This is a genomic window from Burkholderia mayonis, assembly GCF_001523745.2.
Lineage (GTDB): Bacteria > Pseudomonadota > Gammaproteobacteria > Burkholderiales > Burkholderiaceae > Burkholderia > Burkholderia mayonis.
Window position 1 is genome coordinate 3,424,123 of sequence record NZ_CP013386.1, and the last position, 18,791, is coordinate 3,442,913.

At 66.7% G+C, this 18,791-nt stretch carries 20 protein-coding genes; 5 read left to right on the plus strand and 15 right to left on the minus strand.

What is annotated here, in order from left to right; genetic code table 11:
• Positions 1-18: 18 nt before the first annotated feature.
• From WS70_RS32415 to WS70_RS16495, 5 genes are all read right to left on the minus strand, one after another.
• Positions 19-159, minus strand: a complete 141-nt coding sequence (locus tag WS70_RS32415; RefSeq protein WP_004550920.1) for a cytochrome oxidase small assembly protein — start codon at positions 157-159, stop codon at positions 19-21.
• A 69-nt stretch (positions 160-228) separates the two neighbouring features.
• Positions 229-1,836 carry a cytochrome c oxidase subunit I gene (gene ctaD / locus WS70_RS16480; RefSeq protein WP_006024427.1) on the minus strand — a complete coding sequence of 536 codons (1,608 nt, stop codon included), beginning with the start codon at positions 1,834-1,836 and terminating at the stop codon, positions 229-231.
• A gap of 43 nt (positions 1,837-1,879) precedes the next feature.
• Entirely contained in the window at positions 1,880-3,457 is a 1,578-nt protein-coding gene (gene coxB / locus WS70_RS16485; protein WP_059596792.1) for a cytochrome c oxidase subunit II, read from the minus strand.
• Between the two features lie 49 nt (positions 3,458-3,506).
• Positions 3,507-3,983, minus strand: a complete 477-nt coding sequence (locus WS70_RS16490) for a DUF2244 domain-containing protein (protein ID WP_059596793.1) — start codon at positions 3,981-3,983, stop codon at positions 3,507-3,509.
• A 234-nt stretch (positions 3,984-4,217) separates the two neighbouring features.
• A complete protein-coding gene (locus WS70_RS16495) occupies positions 4,218-5,183 on the minus strand; it encodes a methyltransferase domain-containing protein (protein ID WP_059471825.1) in 966 nt (321 codons plus the stop codon).
• 83 nt (positions 5,184-5,266) lie between these two features.
• On the opposite strand from WS70_RS16495, the gene WS70_RS16500 reads away from it, so the two are divergent.
• Positions 5,267-6,043: a ComF family protein gene (locus WS70_RS16500; protein ID WP_059471826.1), complete on the plus strand. Its 777-nt coding sequence runs from the start codon at positions 5,267-5,269 to the stop codon at positions 6,041-6,043.
• A 61-nt stretch (positions 6,044-6,104) separates the two neighbouring features.
• Complete coding sequence (gene trmL, locus WS70_RS16505; protein WP_059471827.1) at positions 6,105-6,575, plus strand: tRNA (uridine(34)/cytosine(34)/5-carboxymethylaminomethyluridine(34)-2'-O)-methyltransferase TrmL; 471 nt, start codon at positions 6,105-6,107, stop codon at positions 6,573-6,575.
• A gap of 248 nt (positions 6,576-6,823) precedes the next feature.
• Here trmL and WS70_RS16510 read toward each other — a convergent pair whose 3' ends face one another.
• From WS70_RS16510 to WS70_RS16530, 5 genes are all read right to left on the minus strand, one after another.
• Positions 6,824-7,345: an O-acetyl-ADP-ribose deacetylase gene (locus WS70_RS16510; RefSeq protein ID WP_059471980.1), complete on the minus strand. Its 522-nt coding sequence runs from the start codon at positions 7,343-7,345 to the stop codon at positions 6,824-6,826.
• A 145-nt stretch (positions 7,346-7,490) separates the two neighbouring features.
• Positions 7,491-8,489 (minus strand): NAD(P)H-dependent glycerol-3-phosphate dehydrogenase, encoded by a 999-nt coding sequence (locus WS70_RS16515; protein ID WP_059596794.1) that lies wholly within the window; start codon positions 8,487-8,489, stop codon positions 7,491-7,493.
• A 25-nt stretch (positions 8,490-8,514) separates the two neighbouring features.
• Complete coding sequence (secB, locus tag WS70_RS16520; RefSeq protein WP_059471829.1) at positions 8,515-8,991, minus strand: protein-export chaperone SecB; 477 nt, start codon at positions 8,989-8,991, stop codon at positions 8,515-8,517.
• Between the two features lie 116 nt (positions 8,992-9,107).
• Positions 9,108-9,368: a glutaredoxin 3 gene (grxC, locus tag WS70_RS16525; RefSeq protein ID WP_059471830.1), complete on the minus strand. Its 261-nt coding sequence runs from the start codon at positions 9,366-9,368 to the stop codon at positions 9,108-9,110.
• A gap of 11 nt (positions 9,369-9,379) precedes the next feature.
• The gene (locus WS70_RS16530) at positions 9,380-9,787 is read right to left on the minus strand and encodes a rhodanese-like domain-containing protein (protein WP_010101426.1); all 408 of its coding nucleotides are present in this window, start codon (positions 9,785-9,787) and stop codon (positions 9,380-9,382) included.
• Between the two features lie 133 nt (positions 9,788-9,920).
• On the opposite strand from WS70_RS16530, the gene gpmA reads away from it, so the two are divergent.
• From gpmA to WS70_RS16545, 3 genes are all read left to right on the plus strand, one after another.
• Positions 9,921-10,673 (plus strand): 2,3-diphosphoglycerate-dependent phosphoglycerate mutase, encoded by a 753-nt coding sequence (gene gpmA / locus WS70_RS16535; protein ID WP_059471831.1) that lies wholly within the window; start codon positions 9,921-9,923, stop codon positions 10,671-10,673.
• A 177-nt stretch (positions 10,674-10,850) separates the two neighbouring features.
• Positions 10,851-12,443 carry a S41 family peptidase gene (locus tag WS70_RS16540; protein ID WP_059471832.1) on the plus strand — a complete coding sequence of 531 codons (1,593 nt, stop codon included), beginning with the start codon at positions 10,851-10,853 and terminating at the stop codon, positions 12,441-12,443.
• 107 nt (positions 12,444-12,550) lie between these two features.
• Entirely contained in the window at positions 12,551-13,309 is a 759-nt protein-coding gene (locus WS70_RS16545) for a HesA/MoeB/ThiF family protein (RefSeq protein WP_059471833.1), read from the plus strand.
• 140 nt (positions 13,310-13,449) lie between these two features.
• On the opposite strand, the gene ptsP is transcribed toward WS70_RS16545, so the two are convergent.
• From ptsP to gshA, 5 genes are all read right to left on the minus strand, one after another.
• Positions 13,450-15,240: a phosphoenolpyruvate--protein phosphotransferase gene (gene ptsP / locus WS70_RS16550; RefSeq protein WP_197419272.1), complete on the minus strand. Its 1,791-nt coding sequence runs from the start codon at positions 15,238-15,240 to the stop codon at positions 13,450-13,452.
• A 178-nt stretch (positions 15,241-15,418) separates the two neighbouring features.
• Positions 15,419-15,688: an HPr family phosphocarrier protein gene (locus WS70_RS16555; protein WP_059471834.1), complete on the minus strand. Its 270-nt coding sequence runs from the start codon at positions 15,686-15,688 to the stop codon at positions 15,419-15,421.
• A gap of 76 nt (positions 15,689-15,764) precedes the next feature.
• Complete coding sequence (locus WS70_RS16560; RefSeq protein WP_059471835.1) at positions 15,765-16,238, minus strand: PTS sugar transporter subunit IIA; 474 nt, start codon at positions 16,236-16,238, stop codon at positions 15,765-15,767.
• Positions 16,239-16,408: 170 nt separating this feature from the next.
• Positions 16,409-17,365: a glutathione synthase gene (gene gshB / locus WS70_RS16565; RefSeq protein WP_059471836.1), complete on the minus strand. Its 957-nt coding sequence runs from the start codon at positions 17,363-17,365 to the stop codon at positions 16,409-16,411.
• A gap of 27 nt (positions 17,366-17,392) precedes the next feature.
• Entirely contained in the window at positions 17,393-18,682 is a 1,290-nt protein-coding gene (gene gshA, locus WS70_RS16570; RefSeq protein WP_059471837.1) for a glutamate--cysteine ligase, read from the minus strand.
• Between the last annotated feature and the right edge of the window lie 109 nt (positions 18,683-18,791).

An 18,791-nucleotide genomic window follows, 5' to 3' on the forward strand; every position in this document is an offset into this window, starting at 1 on the left:
GCCTTCCTCAATACTGCGTCAGGACGTGGACGCAATCCACTGCCGGACGACGGCACCCACAAAGAAAACGGCGACGACGATGAGCAGGATCAAAAGCAGCCGCTTGTTGCCCGCGCGAATCTCGTCGGGCGTTCGTCTTTTTTGTGAATTCCGGGTCATGCGATATTTTTTCGATTGGGACTCCGCCGCCCGCGTCGCACGACGCGGGCGGCGAAAATAGGCAAACCGTTACTCGACCGTCGGCGGATGCTCGAACGTGTGGAACGGAGCCGGGCTCGGCACCGTCCACTCGAGGCCCGTCGCGCCGTCCCACGGCTTGTCGGAAGCCCGCTCGAGCTCGCCGCCGCCGCGATACGCGGGCAGCACGACCGCGAACAGGAAGTACACCTGCGCGAGGCCGAAGCCGAATGCGCCGATCGTCGCGAGCTGGTTGAAGTCAGTGAACTGCGCCGGGTAGTCCGCATAGCGTCGCGGCATGCCCGCGAGCCCGACGAAGTGCATCGGGAAGAACGTGATGTTGAAGAAGATCATCGACGACCAGAAGTGGATCTTCCCGCGCGTCTCGTTGTACATCCAGCCCGTCCACTTCGGCGCCCAGTAGTACCACCCGGCGAAGAGAGCGAACAGCGAGCCCGCGACGAGCACGTAGTGGAAGTGCGCGACGACGAAGTACGTGCCGTGGTACTGGATGTCGAGCGGCGCCATCGCGAGCATCAGGCCCGTGAAGCCGCCCATCGTGAACACAAACAGGAAGCCGATCGCGAACAGCATCGGCGTCTCGAACGTCAGCGAGCCGCGCCACATCGTGGCCGTCCAGTTGAACACCTTCACGCCCGTCGGCACCGCAATCAGCATCGTCGCGTACATGAAGAAGAGCTGGCCCGTGACCGGCATGCCGGTCGCGAACATATGGTGCGCCCAGACCATGAACGACAGGATCGCGATCGACGCCGTCGCGTACACCATCGAGCTATAGCCGAACAGCGGCTTGCGCGAGAACGCCGGGATCACCTGCGACACGATCCCGAACGCCGGCAGAATCATGATGTACACCTCGGGGTGCCCGAAGAACCAGAAGATGTGCTGGTACATCACAGGATCGCCGCCGCCTGCCGCGTTGAAGAACGACGTGCCGAAGTGACGGTCGAACAGCACCATCGTGATCGCGCCCGCCAGAACCGGCATTACCGCGATCAGCAGGTAAGCGGTGATGAGCCACGTCCACGCGAACATCGGCATCTTCATCAGCGTCATGCCCGGCGCGCGCATGTTGAGCACCGTCACGACGATGTTGATCCCGCCCATGATCGACGACGCGCCCATGATGTGCACCGCGAAGATCGCGAAATCCATGCCCGGGCCCATCTGCGTCGAAAGCGGCGCATACAGCGTCCAGCCGGCGGCCGTCGCGCCGCCCGGCGCAAAGAACGAGCCGACGAGGAGCACCGCCGCGACGGGCAGCAGCCAGAAGCTGAAGTTGTTCATCCGCGCGAACGCCATGTCCGACGCGCCGATCTGCAGCGGAATCATCCAGTTCGCGAAACCGACGAAGGCCGGCATGATCGCGCCGAACACCATGATGAGGCCGTGCATCGTCGTCAGCTGGTTGAAGAACTCCGGCCGCATGATCTGCAGGCCCGGTTCGAACAGCTCGGCGCGAATCGCGAGCGCCATCACCCCGCCCGACAGGAACATGATGAACGAGAACAGCAGGTACAGCGTACCGATGTCCTTGTGGTTGGTGGCGAACAGCCAGCGCCGCCAGCCGTGCGGGGTTTCGTGCGCGTGGTCGTCGTGCGCGTGGCCCGCGGCTACGTCGTGCCCGATGCTAGACATGAGAATCTCCTAATGCGAATACGTCGACAAACACAGCGACACGTCAAGCCGCCGGCCCGATCTCGACCCGCCGGGCTTCCTTCGCGTCAGCCCCGCCCGTGATCGTTTCCGGCTTCTTCAGAATGATGCGCTCTTGCGCGATGCCCGCGGCCTTCAGCGCATCGCGCACCGCTTGTGCGCGGCGCTTGGCCAGTTCGGCGTTCGCGTCGGCCGGGCCCGTCTTGTCGGTGAAGCCCGACAGCGCGAGCTTCGCGTCCGGATGCGCCTTCACGTATTCAGCCGCTGCGGCGATCGCGTCCTTCGCGTCGGCCGGCAGTTCGCTCTTGCCCGTCTCGAAATAGATTTCCGCCGGCAGCGCCTGTGCCTGAGCCTGCGCGGCCGCGCCCGAGGCTTCCGCCGCCGGCGCCGCCGTGTCGCCCGCCTGTTGCGCGGCGTCTTCCGGCAGCTTGCCGTTGCGTGCGTCGGCCACCTGCTTCGGCTGCAGCGAGTCGCCCTTGTGGTTGCCCCACGAATTGCGTTCGTACGTGATCACCGACGCGATGTCGAGATCCGACAGCGACGCCCACGACGGCATCGCGCCCTTGCCCTTCAGCACCTGCTCGAGGTGGCCGGCGATCGGGCCGTTGACGATCTTGCCGCCGTCGAGCGCCGGGAAAGCGCCGACGCCCTTGCCGTTCGGCTGGTGGCACACCGCGCAGTTCGCCTTGTAAACCTCTTCGCCGTGCGCCATCAGTTCGGCGCGCGTATACACCTTGTTCGGATCGACCGCGCCGGCTGCGAGCTTCGCCTTCTGCGTGTTCACCCACTTCGCGTAGTCGTCGTCCGACAGCACTTCGACGACGACCGGCATGTACGCGTGCTCCTTGCCGCAGAGCTCCGTGCAGAAGCCGCGGTAGGTGCCCGTCTTCTCCGCCTTGAACCAGGTATCGCGGACGAAGCCCGGGATCGCGTCCTGCTTGACGCCGAACGCCGGGACGTACCACGAGTGGACGACGTCGTTCGCGGTCGTGATGATGCGGATCTTCTTGTTGACCGGCACGACGAGCGGGTGATCGACTTCCTGCAGATAGGTGTCGCTGATCGGCTGCTGACCGTTGACTTCACTGCGCGGCGTCGACAGCGTCGACAGGAAGCTGATGCCTTCGCCCGGCCCCTTCACGTAGTCGTAGCCCCACTTCCATTGGTAGCCGGTGACCTTGACCGTGAGATCGGCGTTCGTCGTGTCCTTCATCGCGACGACGGCCTTCGTGGCGGGCAGCGCCATCAACACGACGATGATGAACGGCACGATCGTCCAGATGATTTCGACGGTGGTGCTTTCGTGGAAATTGGCGGCCTTGTGGCCTTTCGACTTACGGTGCGCGAAGATCGAATAGAACATCACGCCGAACACGCCGACGAAGATCACCGTGCAGAGGATCAGCATCATCGTGTGGAGGTCGTAGAGCTCCTCGGCGATCTTCGTCACGGGCGGCTGGAGATTGATCTCGTTGACGCGGGGGCCGCCCGGGCTGTCGCCGACCGCCAGAGCGGCGCCGGACAAGAGCAACCCGCTGCATGCCAGCACGCCCGTGAGGGCTCGCTTGATTGTTTTCATAGCTTCCTTACCCAAAATTTCCATTCAAACCCTCCCCCGTCGCTGGCCGCCCGCTTCACGCCGACCACCCCGTTCAGCCGCAGCGCGACAGCGACGCGCGCAGCTCGCGCGCGAACTGCGCGCGCCGGTATTGCGCGAGGTGCTGCCCGACCACGACGGCCTCTCCGCGCGACACCAACTTGATGGGATCGCGCGGCGACGCACCCGGCTCGACCCGCACCCAGCGCGGGTTCAATTCGAGCTGCGTCAGCCGCTCCGCGCTCATCCGCTCGATGACGAGCCGGTGAGGATACAGCCGGATGCGTTCGTAATCGACCGCATGGCGCGCATAGACTGCGAACGCGACACCCACCGCCAGCAACTCGACCCCGGTGAAAGGCAGCACGAGCCAGGCTCCGCGCCACGACAACAGGACTGCGATCGACAGCGAAAACGCCGCGAGCGAAACGTAGAACGCCACGAATTGACGCGGCGACACCGAACAGTTGCGCTTCATCAGCCAGTCCGCGAGGACCGGTTCGGCGTCATGCAAACCGTTCGCTGCTTCCATCGCTGCCTCTCGCGAATGGCGTCTGATGCTCGCCCTCATCGGGCGGCCGTCCTGTATTGTGAGGACCCCCAGGACGACAAACTGTCGCATTATAGGCGGGTTCAAAGTCATCCACAAGCAAACGGCCATCGCCCGGCAAGCCAAGCGCGACAAGCTTTCCGGCCATTTTAGGAGGCTTTTTCCAGCCTCCCGCGGCCGTTGATTCCCGGCATAACGAAACCCCGCTTTACCGCGTCACGAACGCTTCGGCCGCCCTCTGCCGATGTCCTGCACGCGCACGATGCTGAAGCCTTCCGCAGTCATGCGCGGCGCCGCCTTCCATGCGTGTCCGTAGATCACTTCGAACGTCAGCGGAATCGTGCCGTCGTCGCGCCTGCGCGCTTCGAGCGCATCGTGGAGCGCCGCGCGCAGGCGGCGCGACGCATGTCCCGACGCGTCGCGCCCGAACGGATACGCGCCCAGGCGGCGCACGTCCGCAAGCAGCGAATCGGGCGACTTGTAGGTGACGGTCAGCGTCTCCTGGTCCATCACCGGAATCTCGAAGCCGCTCTCGGCGAGCATGTCGCCGAGATCGTGCATGTCGACGAAATCGATCACGCGGGCGGCAGCGGGCGCGCCGCCCGCCGCGGCGGCCGCCTCCGCGCATGCGGCGCGCAGCTCGCGCAGCGTGTCGGGGCCGAGCGTGCTGAACATCAGCAGCCCGTCGACGCGCAGCACGCGATGCCATTCAGGGAACACGAGATCGGGACGCGCGTGCCAGTGCAGCGCGAAGTTGGACCAGAGGAGATCGAACGCGTCGCTCGCGAACGGCAACGCGGAGAAATCGGCTTGCGCGACGCGCGGCCCGCGATGGCCGAGCGCCTTCGACAGCGTCGCCGGCAGGAACCGGCGCCAGCTCGTCTCGGCGGTGTCGCGCGCGGCCGCGCGCACGAGCATCCCGCGCGACACGTCGACGCCGAACACGGGCGCTTCCGGGAAGCGCGCGCGCAGCAACGGCAGATCGTCGCCCGTGCCGCAGCCCGCATCGAGCACGCCCGCCGGATTCACCTTGATGTAGTCGAGGCGCTCGCGCATCCGCTGCGCGATTTCGCGCGGCAGGAACGACACGGCGTCGAACGCGGCGGCGCGGCGGTCGAAGATTCGCTGCAAGCGCCGTGAATCATAGGCCGGACGGCTGGTTTCTACGGGAGCTGGGGACATGTCGGGCACACTGGCGAAGAGCCCGAAGTATACTCGCTCGCTTCGCGCCATTCAGCGAAGCGGCCCGTTGCAGGAGCCGGACCATGGCGAATCCCGTCGTATTGCGATGCGGCATACGGGCGGCGGCGGCGCGCTTGGGCATTGCCCTGGCACGTTTTTCCGCTGTTGCGCTGCCGAACCGCTGCGCACTGTGCGGCAATTTGTCACATCGGACAATTTGCGACTGTTGTGACCGCGCATATTGGAATGAGGCGCGGCTGCGCTGCCCGCGCTGCGCGTTGCCGCTGCCCGGCGCGCGCGGACCGGGCGGCGCGATGCGCTACCGTTGCGGCGCATGCGCCGAGTCGCCGCCGCCGTTCGACGCGACGCTCGCGCTCGCCGATTACCGCGCGCCGCTCGACAGCCTCGCGATCGACCTGAAGTTCCGCGCGCAACTCGCGCTCGGCCGCGAATTCGGCGAGCGCCTCGCGCGGCTCGCGGCGGACGCGCTCGACGGCGCGCCGCCGATCGACGTAATCGCGCCCGTGCCGCTCGCGCGGCGCCGGCTCGTCGAGCGCGGCTATAACCAGGCGTGGACGATCGCGCGGCCGCTCGCGCGTGTGCTGAAGGTGCGCGCCGACGCGACGCTCGCCGCGCGCGTGGCCGACACCGCGCCGCAATCGCGGCTCGCGTTCGATGCGCGGCGCGCGAACGTCGCGGCGGCGTTCGAGATCGCGCGCCCGGTCGCGGGCCTGCACGTCGGGGTCGTCGACGACGTGATGACGTCGGGCGCGACGCTCGACGCGCTCGCGCGCAAACTGAAGGAAGCGGGCGCGCGACGCGTGACGAACTTCGTCGCGCTGCGCACCGCGAAGGATTGACGGCGCGCCGCATCGCGCCACCCACACGCGTTCACACGCTTTTCACCGATCGAATCGAATCATGTTCAACGTCGTTCTCGTCGAGCCCGAAATTCCGCCGAACACCGGCAACGTGATCCGGCTATGCGCCAACACGGGCGCGCGGCTGCATCTGATCGAGCCGCTCGGCTTCCCGCTCGACGACGCGAGGATGCGCCGCGCTGGACTCGACTATCACGAATATGCGCAGATGCGCGTCCATCGCGATTGGGATGCGTTCATCGCCGCCGAGGCGCCCGATCCCGCGCGCATGTTCGCGTTCACGACGCGCGGCTCGGGACGCTTTCACGATCGCGCGTTCGTGCCGGGCGACTGGTTCGTGTTCGGCGCGGAAACGCGCGGGCTCGCGCCCGAGCTCGTCGAGCGCTTTCCGTCCGAGCAGCGCGTGCGGCTGCCGATGCGGCCGGGCAATCGCAGCCTCAATCTGTCGAATACGGTCGCGGTGGTCGTGTTCGAGGCGTGGCGGCAGGCGGGGTTCGAAGGCGGGGCTTGAGAAGCGCGCGGGGCATTGAGCGGATCGATTCGAGCGATCGGGACCACGGCGAAAAGCTGCGCCGAATGTCGCGCTGCCTGTGTCGCTGCCGGTCGCCGGCGAAAGTGAATCCGGCAAGGCGAACGGGCCGGGATCGTTCACGCCGCAGCGGGCCGCTCCGTAACGGATCGACGGCGAGACGGCGGGAACGAAGAAGGCCGCGACTTCGTCTTTGTGTACTACGTCGATGACAGCGCTCGACGCCCCCGTCAAAACCGCGCAAGCTCCGCGCGATAGAGCTCGAGCATCGCGTCGGAAAAGCACGCGAACACGATGCGCTCGAATTTCGCGCCGGCCAACGCGTCGACCACCGTGCGCACCGCGATCGCAGTCGCATCGTCGGACGGGAAGCGATACACGCCGCAACTGATCGCGGGAAACGCAAGCGACACGCAACCGGCGTCGGCCGCCACCTCGAGCGAGCGCCGGTAGCACGACGTGAGCAGTTCGGGCTCGCCGCGCCCGCCGCCGTGCCATACCGGGCCGACCGCGTGGATCACGAACTTCGCGGGCAGCCGGTAGCCGCGCGTGAGCTTTGCGTCGCCCGTCGCGCAGCCGCCGAGCGTCGCGCATTCCTTGACGAGCTCGGGCCCCGCTGCGCGATGGATCGCGCCGTCCACGCCGCCGCCGCCCAGCAGCGACTCGTTGGCCGCATTGACGATTGCGTCGAGCGCGAGCGTCGTGATGTCGACGACGCGCGCCTCGACCGACGTCGAACCGATGCTCGGCATGACGTCCTCCATCGAATTGATCGCGATACGCACAGCGTACGCTCGCCCGGCCCGTGCGCACAGACGCACGAAACCGGTGCGCGCAATGCCGCGCGCCCGATTTCGCTTGTCTCGCTTGGTTGGGTTCGATTCGGCTCGTCGGAGCCTATTCGGCCTTCGCATCCCTGCGCAGCAGGCCGCTCACCGCGTCGCGCGGCGCGACGCCGTCGAACAGCACCGCGCACACCGCTTCGGTAATCGGCATGTCGACCCCGCGCTCGCGCGCGATCGACAGCACCGCATGCGCGCACCGCACGCCTTCGGCCACATGGCCGAGCGCGGCCAGAATATCGTCGAGCGAACGGCCGGCGGCGAGTTGCAGACCGACGGTCCGGTTGCGCGACAGATCGCCCGTCGCCGTGAGGATCAGGTCGCCCAGGCCCGTGAGGCCGGTGAACGTCTCCGCGCGGCCGCCGAGCGCGACGCCCAGGCGCGACATCTCCGCCAGCCCACGGGTGATGAGCGCCGCGCGCGCGTTGAGCCCGAGGCCGAGGCCGTCGGCGATGCCCGTCGCGATCGCGAGCACGTTCTTCACCGCGCCGCCGACCTCGACGCCGACGACATCGTCACCGGTGTAGATGCGCATCGCGCCGTGATGGAACGCGGCGAGCGTGCGCTCGCGGCACGCGGCCGACGCGCTCGCGACCGTCAACGCGACAGGCAGCCCCTGCGCGACTTCGCGCGCGAAGCTCGGCCCGGACAGCACGCCGTAGCTGGCGTGATCCGGCAGCTCCTCGCCGACCATCTGATGCGGCAGCAGCCGCGTGTCCGCCTCGAAGCCCTTGCAGACCCAGACGAAGTGCGCGGGTACGCAGCCCGCATCGCGCATCGCGCGGCACAGCGCACGCAGCCCGGCCACGGGCGCGGCGATCACACAAAGCGCGTCGTCCGCTTGCGCGTGCGACACCGCCGTCGCGAGATCGGCCTCGTAGCGCAGCGCCGGCGGCAGCGCGACGCCATCCAGGTAGCGGACGTTCTCGCGCCGCGCCGCGAGCTCGGCGACGAGCGCGGCGTCGCGCGCCCACAGCAGCGTGTCGTGCCGCGCGGCGAGATGCGCCGCGAGCGCGGTGCCCCACGCGCCAGCGCCGAGAACAGCGACTTTCATGCTCAGCACCGATCGTCGTTCGCGCTCAGTTCAGCGTCGTGCCGTTCGGCGCGCCGCCTTGCTGTTGTTGCGAAATTTCCGCGAGACGCTGCTCGTAGAGCGCCTGGAAGTTGATCTCGGCGAGATGGATCGGCGGGAAGCCTGCACGCGTGATCGAATCGGCGATGTTCGAGCGCAGGTACGGGAACAGAATCGTCGGGCATGCGATGCCGCAGAGCGGGTCGATCTGCTCGGCCGGGATGTTGCGGATATCGAAGATGCCCGCCTGCTTCGCTTCGACGAGGAACGCGACCTTCTCGTGCACCTTCGCGGTGACGGTGCCCGCGACGACGATCTCGTACACGGTGTCGGCAAGTCGCTCGGCCTTCACGTCGACTTCGACTTCAACGGCCGGCATCTCCTGTTCGAGGAAGATCGCAGGCGAATTCGGCTGCTCGAGCGACAGATCCTTCAGGTAGATGCGCTGGATGTTGAAGAATGGTTGGTTTTCTACGTCGGACATGGTGGCTCCCTAAAAATGATTTCGCGGCGGCCGGAACCCTCCGGCACGCCCGGTGTAATCGTGCTTGGACCGCGCGCCGTCCGCAAGGCGGTGGCGGAGCGGTTGCTTGCGCCTGGTCAGGCGGCTTCGAGGAGCGGCTTCAGGCCGCCTTCGCGGTCGAGCTTCGACAGGTCGTCGTAGCCGCCGACGTGCATGTCGCCGATGTAAATCTGCGGCACGGTGCGGCGGCCGGTGCGCTCCATCATTTCGGCGCGACGCTCCGGCTCCTTGTCGATCAGCACTTTCTCGACGTGCTCGACGCCGCGCAGCTTGAGCAGCCGCTCGGCCTGGATGCAATACGGGCACACCTGCGTGCTGTACATGACCACTTTGTTCACTTCGCCACTCCTTATTTGACGACCGGCATGCCGGCTTGCTGCCACGCGCTGAGGCCGCCCTGCAGCACGTGGACGTCCTGGTAGCCTGCGTCCTCGACGATCTTGCGCGCCTTTTGCGACTGCTGACCGTTCTGGCACACGAGCAGCACGGGCGTGCCCTTGTTCTTCGCGAGCTGGCCGGCCTTCGCCTGCAGCTCGCCGAACTCGACGGAGCGCGCGGACGGCAGATGGCCCGCGCCGTACTCGGCCGCCGGGCGCAGATCGACGACGATCGCGTTGCGGCGGTTGATCAGTTGGGTCGCCTCCGCGGCCGACAGGCCGCCGCCTCCGCGCCGCAGCGCGGGCCATGCGAGGAGACCGCCGGAAACCACCAGGATCGCGATGAGCGCGAGGTTCGTGTAATCGGTGAAAAACGTCACGGAGAATCCGCCGAAAAAGAGAAATCGGAAAGGGCAATCTTGCCATTATAAAATAACCGTCTGACGCGATGTCGCCCCGGAGCCGGGTCCGCATCCGCGCTTACCGCTTCCTCACTACCGACCGCAAGCATCTATGTACAAGCTCGTTCTCATCCGCCACGGCGAATCGACCTGGAACAAGGAAAACCGCTTCACCGGCTGGGTCGACGTCGACCTGACCGAACAAGGCAACCGCGAAGCCCAGCAAGCCGGCCAGCTCCTGAAGGAAGCCGGCTACGCGTTCGACATCGCGTACACGTCGGTGCTGAAGCGCGCAATCCGCACGCTCTGGCATGTGCAGGACCAGATGGATCTGATGTACGTGCCCGTCGTCCACTCGTGGCGGCTGAACGAGCGCCACTACGGCGCGCTGTCGGGCCTCAACAAGACGGAAACGGCCGCGAAGTACGGCGACGAGCAGGTGCTGGTCTGGCGCCGCAGCTACGACACGCCGCCGCCGGCGCTCGAGCCGACCGACGAGCGCGCGCCGTACGACGATCCGCGCTACGCGAAGGTGCCGCGCGAGCAGCTGCCGCTCACCGAATGCCTGAAGGACACGGTCGCGCGCGTGCTGCCGCTGTGGAACGAATCGATCGCGCCGGCGGTGAAGGCCGGCAAGCAGGTGCTGATCGCCGCGCACGGCAACTCGCTGCGCGCGCTGATCAAGTATCTCGACGGCATCTCCGATGCGGACATCGTCGGCCTGAACATCCCGAACGGCGTGCCGCTCGTCTACGAGCTCGACGAGAGCCTGAAGCCCATCCGGCACTACTACCTCGGCGACCAGGACGCGATCGCGCAGGCGCAGGCCGCCGTCGCGCAACAGGGCAAGGCAACCGCGGCGTAACCCCCCGCACGCACGCGCCGCGCGAACCTGTTTCGCGCGGCGTTGTCGGAATCCTGCTGGCGTTCCCCGTTTCGCCCCAATCCACAAGGCATCCGGACGAACAGTTATACTTGACCGTCCTATGACCGTCCCGTTGCTCCCGCGACAGCCACGCGCTTTCCGATCGCACCAGACTCTATGCGTATGAAATTGAAGAACATCGGCCTGATTGCCGCGGGCCTCGCGACCGGCGTCTTCGCGACGCTGCAAATCTCCGCGTCGGCCCAGCAGGCCGTCACGACGGCCGCAGCGCCGCTGCCGCTCGACCAGTTGCGGCTTTTCGCCGAAGTGTTCGGGCAGATCAAGCGCGAATACGTCGAGCCCGTCGACGACAAGAAACTGCTGACCGCGGCGATCAAGGGCATGGTGTCGAGCCTCGACCCGCACTCGTCGTATCTCGACAAGACCGATTACCAGGAACTGCAGGAGCAGACGAAGGGCCGCTTCGCCGGACTCGGCATCGAAATCTCGCAGGAAGACGGCCTCGTCAAGGTGATCTCGCCGATCGAAGACACGCCAGCATTCCGCGCCGGCATCCGTCCGGGCGACCTGATCACCCGCATCAATGATCGCCCGGTGCGCGGCATGACGCTCGACAAGGCGGTCAAGCAGATGCGCGGCGAACCCGGCACGAAGGTCACGCTGACGATCTTCCGCAAGAGCGACGACCGCACGTTCCCCGTCACGGTCACGCGCGCGGTGATCCGCGTGCAGAGCGTGAAGATGAAGCTGCTCGATCCGGGCTACGCGTACATCCGCGTCACGAGCTTTCAGGAACGCACGACGCCCGATCTCGCCGCAAAGCTGCAGGACATCGCGCGCCAGCAGCCGAACCTGAAGGGCCTGATCCTCGATCTGCGCAACAACGGCGGCGGCCTGCTGCAGAGCGCCGTCGGCGTCGCGGGCGCGTTCCTGCCGCCGGATTCCGTCGTCGTGTCGACGAACGGCCAGATCCCCGATTCGAAGCAGATCTATCGCGACAACTACGAGAACTACCGGCTGCCGTCGTTCGATTCCGACCCGCTGAAGAGTCTGCCGCCCGTCTTCAAGACCGTGCCGATGGTAGTGCTGACGAACGCGTATTCGGCGTCGGCGTCGGAGATCGTCGCGGGCGCGCTGCAGGACGCGCATCGCGCGGTCATCATGGGCAAGGCGACGTTCGGCAAGGGCTCGGTGCAGACGGTCCGGCCGATGACGGCGGACACCGCGCTGCGCCTGACGACCGCGTACTACTACACGCCGAGCGGCCGCTCGATCCAGAACAAGGGCATCCTGCCCGACATTCCGGTCGACCAGTACGCGGACGGCGATCCGGACGACGTGCTCGTCACGCGCGAGGTCGACTACACGAACCACCTCGCGAACACGCAGGATCCGAACGAGAAGAAGGAACTCGAGGACCGCGAGCAGCGCCGGATGGAGCAGTTGCGCATTCTCGAAGAGCAGAACGACAAGAAGACGCCCGAGCAGCGTCAGAAGGATCGCGAACGCAAGCCGATCGAATTCGGCAGCGCCGACGATTTCATGATGCAGCAGGCGCTCAACAAGCTCGAAGGCAAGCCGGTTGAGCAGTCGAAGATGCTCGTCGCCGAAAGCGCGTCGAAGGGCGCGGCCGACAAGGCGGCTGGCGCGTCGGCGCCGAAGGCCGCATCGAAGGCTGCGCCGAAGCCCGCTTCGGCGGCCAAGCCGGCATCGGCAGCGAAGCCCGCTTCGGCGCCGCAGCCGCAGTAAGCGCGCGACGCAACGCACGGGCCATCGCGGCAAGCCGCCGCGATGGCCCGTTTTCTTTGCGCGCCTAGAATAATATCGAGACCGTTTCCCCGTCCCGCATCCCCACGATGAACGACGATCAACTCCTCCGCTACTCCCGTCACATCCTCGTCGACGAAATCGGCATCGAAGCGCAGCAGCGCTTTCTCGACGCACATGCGATCGTCGTCGGCGCGGGCGGGCTCGGGTCGCCTGCGGCGATGTATCTTGCGGCGGCGGGCGTCGGCACGATCACGCTCGTCGATGCCGACACCGTCGATCTCACGAACCTGCAGCGGCAGATCCTGCACGTGACGGCGTCGGTCGGCCGCCCGAAGGTCGAATCGGGACGCGACGCGCTCGCGCGGCTCAATCCCGACGTGAAGGTGAACGCAATCGCCGAGCGTGTCGACGACGCGTGGCTGAACGCGCACGTGCCGCAAGCGAGCGTCGTGCTCGACTGCACCGACAACTTCGCGACGCGCCACGCGATCAACCGCGCGTGCGTCGCGCATCGCGTGCCGCTCGTGTCGGGCGCGGCGCTGCGCTTCGACGGGCAGATCAGCACGTTCGACTTCCGCGATCCAGGCTCGCCGTGCTACGCATGCGTGTTTCCGGAAGATCAGCCGTTCGAGGAAGTCGCGTGTTCGACGATGGGCGTGTTCGCGCCGACCGTCGGCATCATCGGCGCGATGCAGGCGGCCGAGGCATTGCGCGTGATCGGCGGAATCGGCACGACGCTCGTCGGCAGGCTGATGATGCTCGACTCGCTGCGGATGGAATGGAACACGATGAAGATCGCGCGGCAACCGGATTGCCCGGTGTGCGGCGCGGGGGAATCGCATTGAGCGGCGGCGTTGGCGTTGAAACTTAACGCGCGATCGCGCTTTCGAGCGGCCCGCGACGAACGAGCCTCCCCACTGCGCGCGAACACTTCAGCTCCGGCTTCCGTAGACGACGCGCGCGCCCAAGCACACGCCCCGCCCGGTCAAGCCGCGACGTCCGCCCGCGGTTCGGCGCTCGCGAGCCGTGTGAGCGCGGCCTGCACCTCTTCCGGCTCGAACGCCGCGAGCACGTCCGCGGTCGGCTTCTCGAGCGCCTTCAGATGCGCGCGCAGGATTTCCTGCTTCACGACGAGCAACTGGCTCGGATGCATCGAGAACTCGGTGAGCCCCATGCCGAGCAAAAGGCGCGTCAACGCCGGATCGCCCGCCATCTCGCCGCACACCGACACCGGCACGCCCGCGCGCTTCGCCTCGCGCAGCGTGAACGCGATCAGGTGCAGCACCGCCGGATGCAGCGGATCGTACAGATGCGCGACCGCGTTGTCCGCGCGGTCGATTGCGAGCGTGTACTGGATCAGATCGTTGGTGCCGATCGACAGGAAATCGACGCGCTTCAAGAACAGCGGCAGTGCAATCGCCGCAGCCGGAATCTCGATCATCGCGCCGACGCGCACGTTCGGATCGTACGCGAGTCCCGCCGCGTCGAGCTGTCGCTTCGCCTCGCTGATGAGGTCGAGCGTCTGGTCGATCTCCTGCGCGTGCGCGAGCATCGGCACCAGGATCTTGACCTGGCCGAACGCCGACGCGCGCAGGATCGCGCGCAGCTGCGTCAGGAACATTTGCGGCTCCGACAGGCTCCAGCGAATCGCGCGCAGGCCGAGCGCCGGGTTCGGCGCGGTTTCGTAGCCTTCGTCGTGCAAGTCGAGCGGCTTGTCCGCGCCGACGTCGATCGTGCGGATCGTGACGGGCATCCCGCGCATCAGCTCGACCGCACGCTTGTACGCGGCGAACTGCTCCTCTTCCTCCGGCATCCGGTTCTTGCTCATGAACAGGAACTCGGAGCGGAACAGGCCGACGCCGACCGCGCCCGCGTCGACGGCCGCCTTCGCGTCGTCGGGCAGCTCGATGTTCGCGAGCAGGTCGATCTTCGTGCCGCAGAGCGTCTGCGCGGGCGAGAACTTGAGCCGCTGCAGCTTGCGCTGCTCGAGCGCCTTCTCCGATTGCCGGTATGAGTATTCCTCGAGCACGATCGGCGCGGGATCGACGATCACGATTCCCTGGTCGCCGTCGACGATGATGAGATCGTCCTGGCGGATCAGCGCGCTCGCGTGCTGCACGCCGACCGCGGCCGGAATCCCGAGGCTGCGCGCGACGATCGCCGTGTGCGACGTGCGTCCGCCCAAGTCGGTGACGAACGCCTGGAACGACTGCGTCTTGAACTGCATCATGTCGGCGGGCGCGATGTCGTGCGCGACGACGATCATCTCGTCGCGGCCGTTGCCCGCGGCCCGGTCGAGCGCCTGCGCGGCGGACGGCGCGCCCGCGAGCGCCTTCAGCACCCGCTCGACGACCTGCTCGATATCCGCCTTGCGCTCGCGCAGGTATTCGTCTTCGATGTCGTCGAAGTGGCTGGCGAGCACGTCGAGCTGCTCGGTCAGCGCCCATTCGACGTTGTAGCGGCGCGCGCGGATGAGGTCGATGGTTTCCTGCACGAGCAGCGCATCGCCGAGGATCATCGCGTGCACATCGATGAACGCGGCGACTTCGGTCGGCGTATCGTCGGTCAAATCGGCGCGCAGCGCATTCAGCTCGCCGCGCACCGCTTCGAGCGCCGCGCGGAAGCGCTCGATCTCGGCTTCGATCCGCTCGGCCTCGATCAGATAATGTGCGACGTCGAGCGCCGCCGGCGCGATCAGATACGCTCGTCCGATCGCGATGCCTCTTGAAACGGGAATCCCATGCAGCGTGAAGGACACGCGCACCTCCTTGATCACGTGAGCCGCGGCGCACCGCTGCGATGCGCTTATGACCCCGACGGTCGATTATAAATTCCGCACGACCCGCGTGACTGCGTGCAGTGCAGCATCGCTGCGCGACGTCACATGACGAAAAAAATGCCGCGACGTGGCGCGGCATCCTCGCTGGATAGCGAAACGGCATGCCGCCGTGGCGTTATTGCCCTTCGCCGAATTTGTCGGCGATCAATTTGAGGAGCGCGTCCATCGCCTCTCGCTCGTCGGGCCCTTCGGTCTCGATCGTCACCGCGCTGCCGATGCCCGCCGCGAGCATCATGACGCCCATGATGCTCTTCGCGTTGATCCGGCGACCATTGCGCGTCATCCAGACTTCCGACTGAAAATTGCCCGCGAGCTGCGTGAGCTTGGCCGACGCGCGCGCATGGAGCCCCAATTTGTTCACGATGGTTGTTTCTTGTTGAAGCATGGTGTTCCGATGAGGTCAAAACGGGCTGCGGCCGGCCTGCCGGCCGCACGAGGGTAATGCGAATCGGTGCGTCGGCTCAGTGCGGCTGGGTCTGTGCTTTTGGCTCCGGCGGAATCGGTGCGCACTCGCCGCAGCCGAGCGCGCTCGGTCGTGGCGGCGGCGTGCCGGCGGCGATCTCGTGGATGCCTTTCGTCGAGCCGGCGAGCGCCTTGTCGACGAGCGTGTCGAGCGGCGTCGTCCGGTAGCAGACGGCGCGCACGAGCATCGGCAGATTGACGCCTGCGAGCACCCGGACGCCTTCGATCTTCGCGAGCTGCCCGGCGATGTTCGCGGGCGTCGCGCCGTACATGTCGGTCAGCACGAGCGCGCCGTTTTCTTCCTTCAGGCGCGCGAGTTCCGCGTGCGCGAACGCCATGACCTGGATCGGATCGTTGTCCGCCTGCACGTCGATACAACCGATGCGCGCGGGCAACCCGCCGTAGATGTGCGCGATGCAGTCCCGCAAAGCGGTAGCGAGCGGCGCATGCGCGATGATGAGAATGCCTGCCATGTCAGCCTTGCAACGTGTTCGGCCCGACCGCCGGGCCTGACGCACGGAAAACCGTGCCGGGCGAGCGGGCATTGTAGCAGGCCAGTCGAGCCCGTCCGGCCGAGCGTCCCGTCCGGCCGAACCGATCCGGCGACGGGGGCCTGCGCAGCCGCCGCCGGGTCGTGCGCGCATCAGCCGACCGCGCGCTCCAATGCGTCGACAAACATGCCGGCGACGTCGTATCCAGTCTGCTCCATGATTTCGCGAAAGCAAGTCGGGCTCGTGACATTCACCTCGGTCAGCCAGTCGCCGATCACGTCGAGTCCGACGAGCAGCAGGCCGCGTGCCGCGAGCACCGGACCGAGCGTCGCCGCGATCTCGCGGTCGCGCTCGGTGAGCGGCTGCGCGACGCCGACGCCGCCCGCGGCGAGATTGCCGCGCACCTCGTTGCCCTGCGGAATCCGCGCGAGCGAATACGGCACCGGCTCGCCGTCGATCAGCAGAATCCGCTTGTCGCCGGCTTTGATCTCCGGGATGAACTTCTGCACCATGACCGAGCGCGCACCATCGTGGCTCAGCATCTCGATGATCGAGCCCAGGTTCATGCCGTCCGGCTTCACGCGGAACACGCCCATCCCGCCCATGCCGTCGAGCGGCTTCAGGATCACGTCGCCGTGCTCGGCGTGGAACGCGCGCAGCCGCGCGGCGTCGCGCGTGACGAGCGACGGCGCGACGAACTGCGGAAACTCGCCGATCGCGAGCTTTTCCGAATGATCGCGGATCGTCTGCGGCTTGTTGAACACGCGCGCGCCCGCGCGCTCGGCGAGCTCGAGCAGCCACGTCGACGTCACGTACTCCATGTCGAACGGCGGATCCTTGCGCATCAGGATCGCGCCGAACGACGGGAGCGCGCGCGACTCGTGCGCGCGCGCCTCGTACCAGCGATCGCGATGCAGGTCGGCCGTGTCGCCGACGATCGTCACGCGGCGCACGTCGGCCTCGACGCCCGCGACCGTCCACGCGAGCTGGTTCGGCTCGCACGCGTACACCGCGTGCCCGCGCCGCGCCGCCTCGGCCATCATCGCGTAGGTCGAGTCCTTGTAGATCTTGAAGCGGTCGAGCGGGTCGGCGATAAAGAGAATGTCCATGCGAGTCCTGATGCTATAAGGGATGCGTCACACCTGGATCGCTTCCGGGTCGGTCTTCTCGAGTTCGACCGACGACGCGAGCAGCCCGAGCCGTGCGACGACGCCATACATGTAGAAGCGGTTCGGCGGCGCCGCGCCGGGCTTCGCGTGCGCGTCCGGCAGCGCCGTGTGCTCGAAGCCGAGCGGCACGTAGTGCATGCCGGGCGCGTTCAGATTCTGGTCGCGCTCGCGCGCGCCGTGTGTGCGGTAGAACCCGCCCACCACGTAGCGATCGATCATGTAGACGACGGGCTCCGCCACTTCGTCGCCGATCCGCTCGAACGTGTAGACGCCTTCCTGCACGATCACGTCGCTCACCGGCACGCCCGCCTTCGATTCGGCCATCTGCGCGCGCTCGTGCTTCGTCATCCGGCCGATCTCGGACGCGTCGTGCACGGTCATCACGCCGCGCCCCGCCGTGCCCGCATCCGCCTTCACGACGACGTACGGCTTCTCGCCGATCCCGTATTCGCGATACTTGCGCGCGATCTTCTTGAGCACCGCGTCGATCGCGTCGGCGAGCGCTTCGCCGCCGCCGCTGCCATGCCAGTCCACGCCTTCGACGTGCGCGAAATACGGATTCAGCATCCATGGATCGACGCCGACCATCTTCGCGAACTTCTTCGCGACGTCGTCATAGCAGGAAAAGTGCGTCGACTTGCGGCGCACTGCCCAGCCGGCATGCAGCGGCGGCAGCAGATACTGTTCGTGCAGGTTCTCGAGCACGCCCGGGATGCCCGCCGACAGATCGTTGTTGAGCAGGATCGAGCACGGATCGAAGTTCTTGAGGCCGAGCCGGCGCGGCGTGCGCTCGAGCGGCTCCAGCACGATCTTCTGGCCGTCGGCGAGCGTGATCGGCGTGATGTCGGAGATGCTCGGATCGAGCGAGCCGAAGCGCACGTTCAGCCCCGCCTGGCGCATGATCGTCGCGAGGCGCGCGACGTTCTCGAGATAGAACGCGTTGCGCGTCGGCAGCTCGGGAATCACGAGCAGATTCTTCGCATCCGGGCAGATCTTCTCGATCGCGGCCATCGCCGCCTGCACGGCGAGCGGCAGCACTTCGGGCGGCAGGTTGTTGAACGCGCCAGGAAAGAGATTCGCGTCGACGGGCGCGAGCTTGAAGCCCGCGTTGCGCAGATCGACCGAACAGTAGAACGGCGGCGTGTGTTCCTGCCATTCGAGCCTGAACCAGCGTTCGATCGCAGGCGTGGCGTCGAGGATCTTCCGCTCGAGCTCGAGCAGCGGGCCGTTTAACGCCGTAACGAGATGGGGAACCATGTGTAACTCGCGGACGGGAGAAAAAAGATTGTAGAGCAATTGCCCGTCGCATTTGGGGATTGTTCCCGGGATCGCAAGGATTTACCGAATGTTTGTCGCTATTGACCCG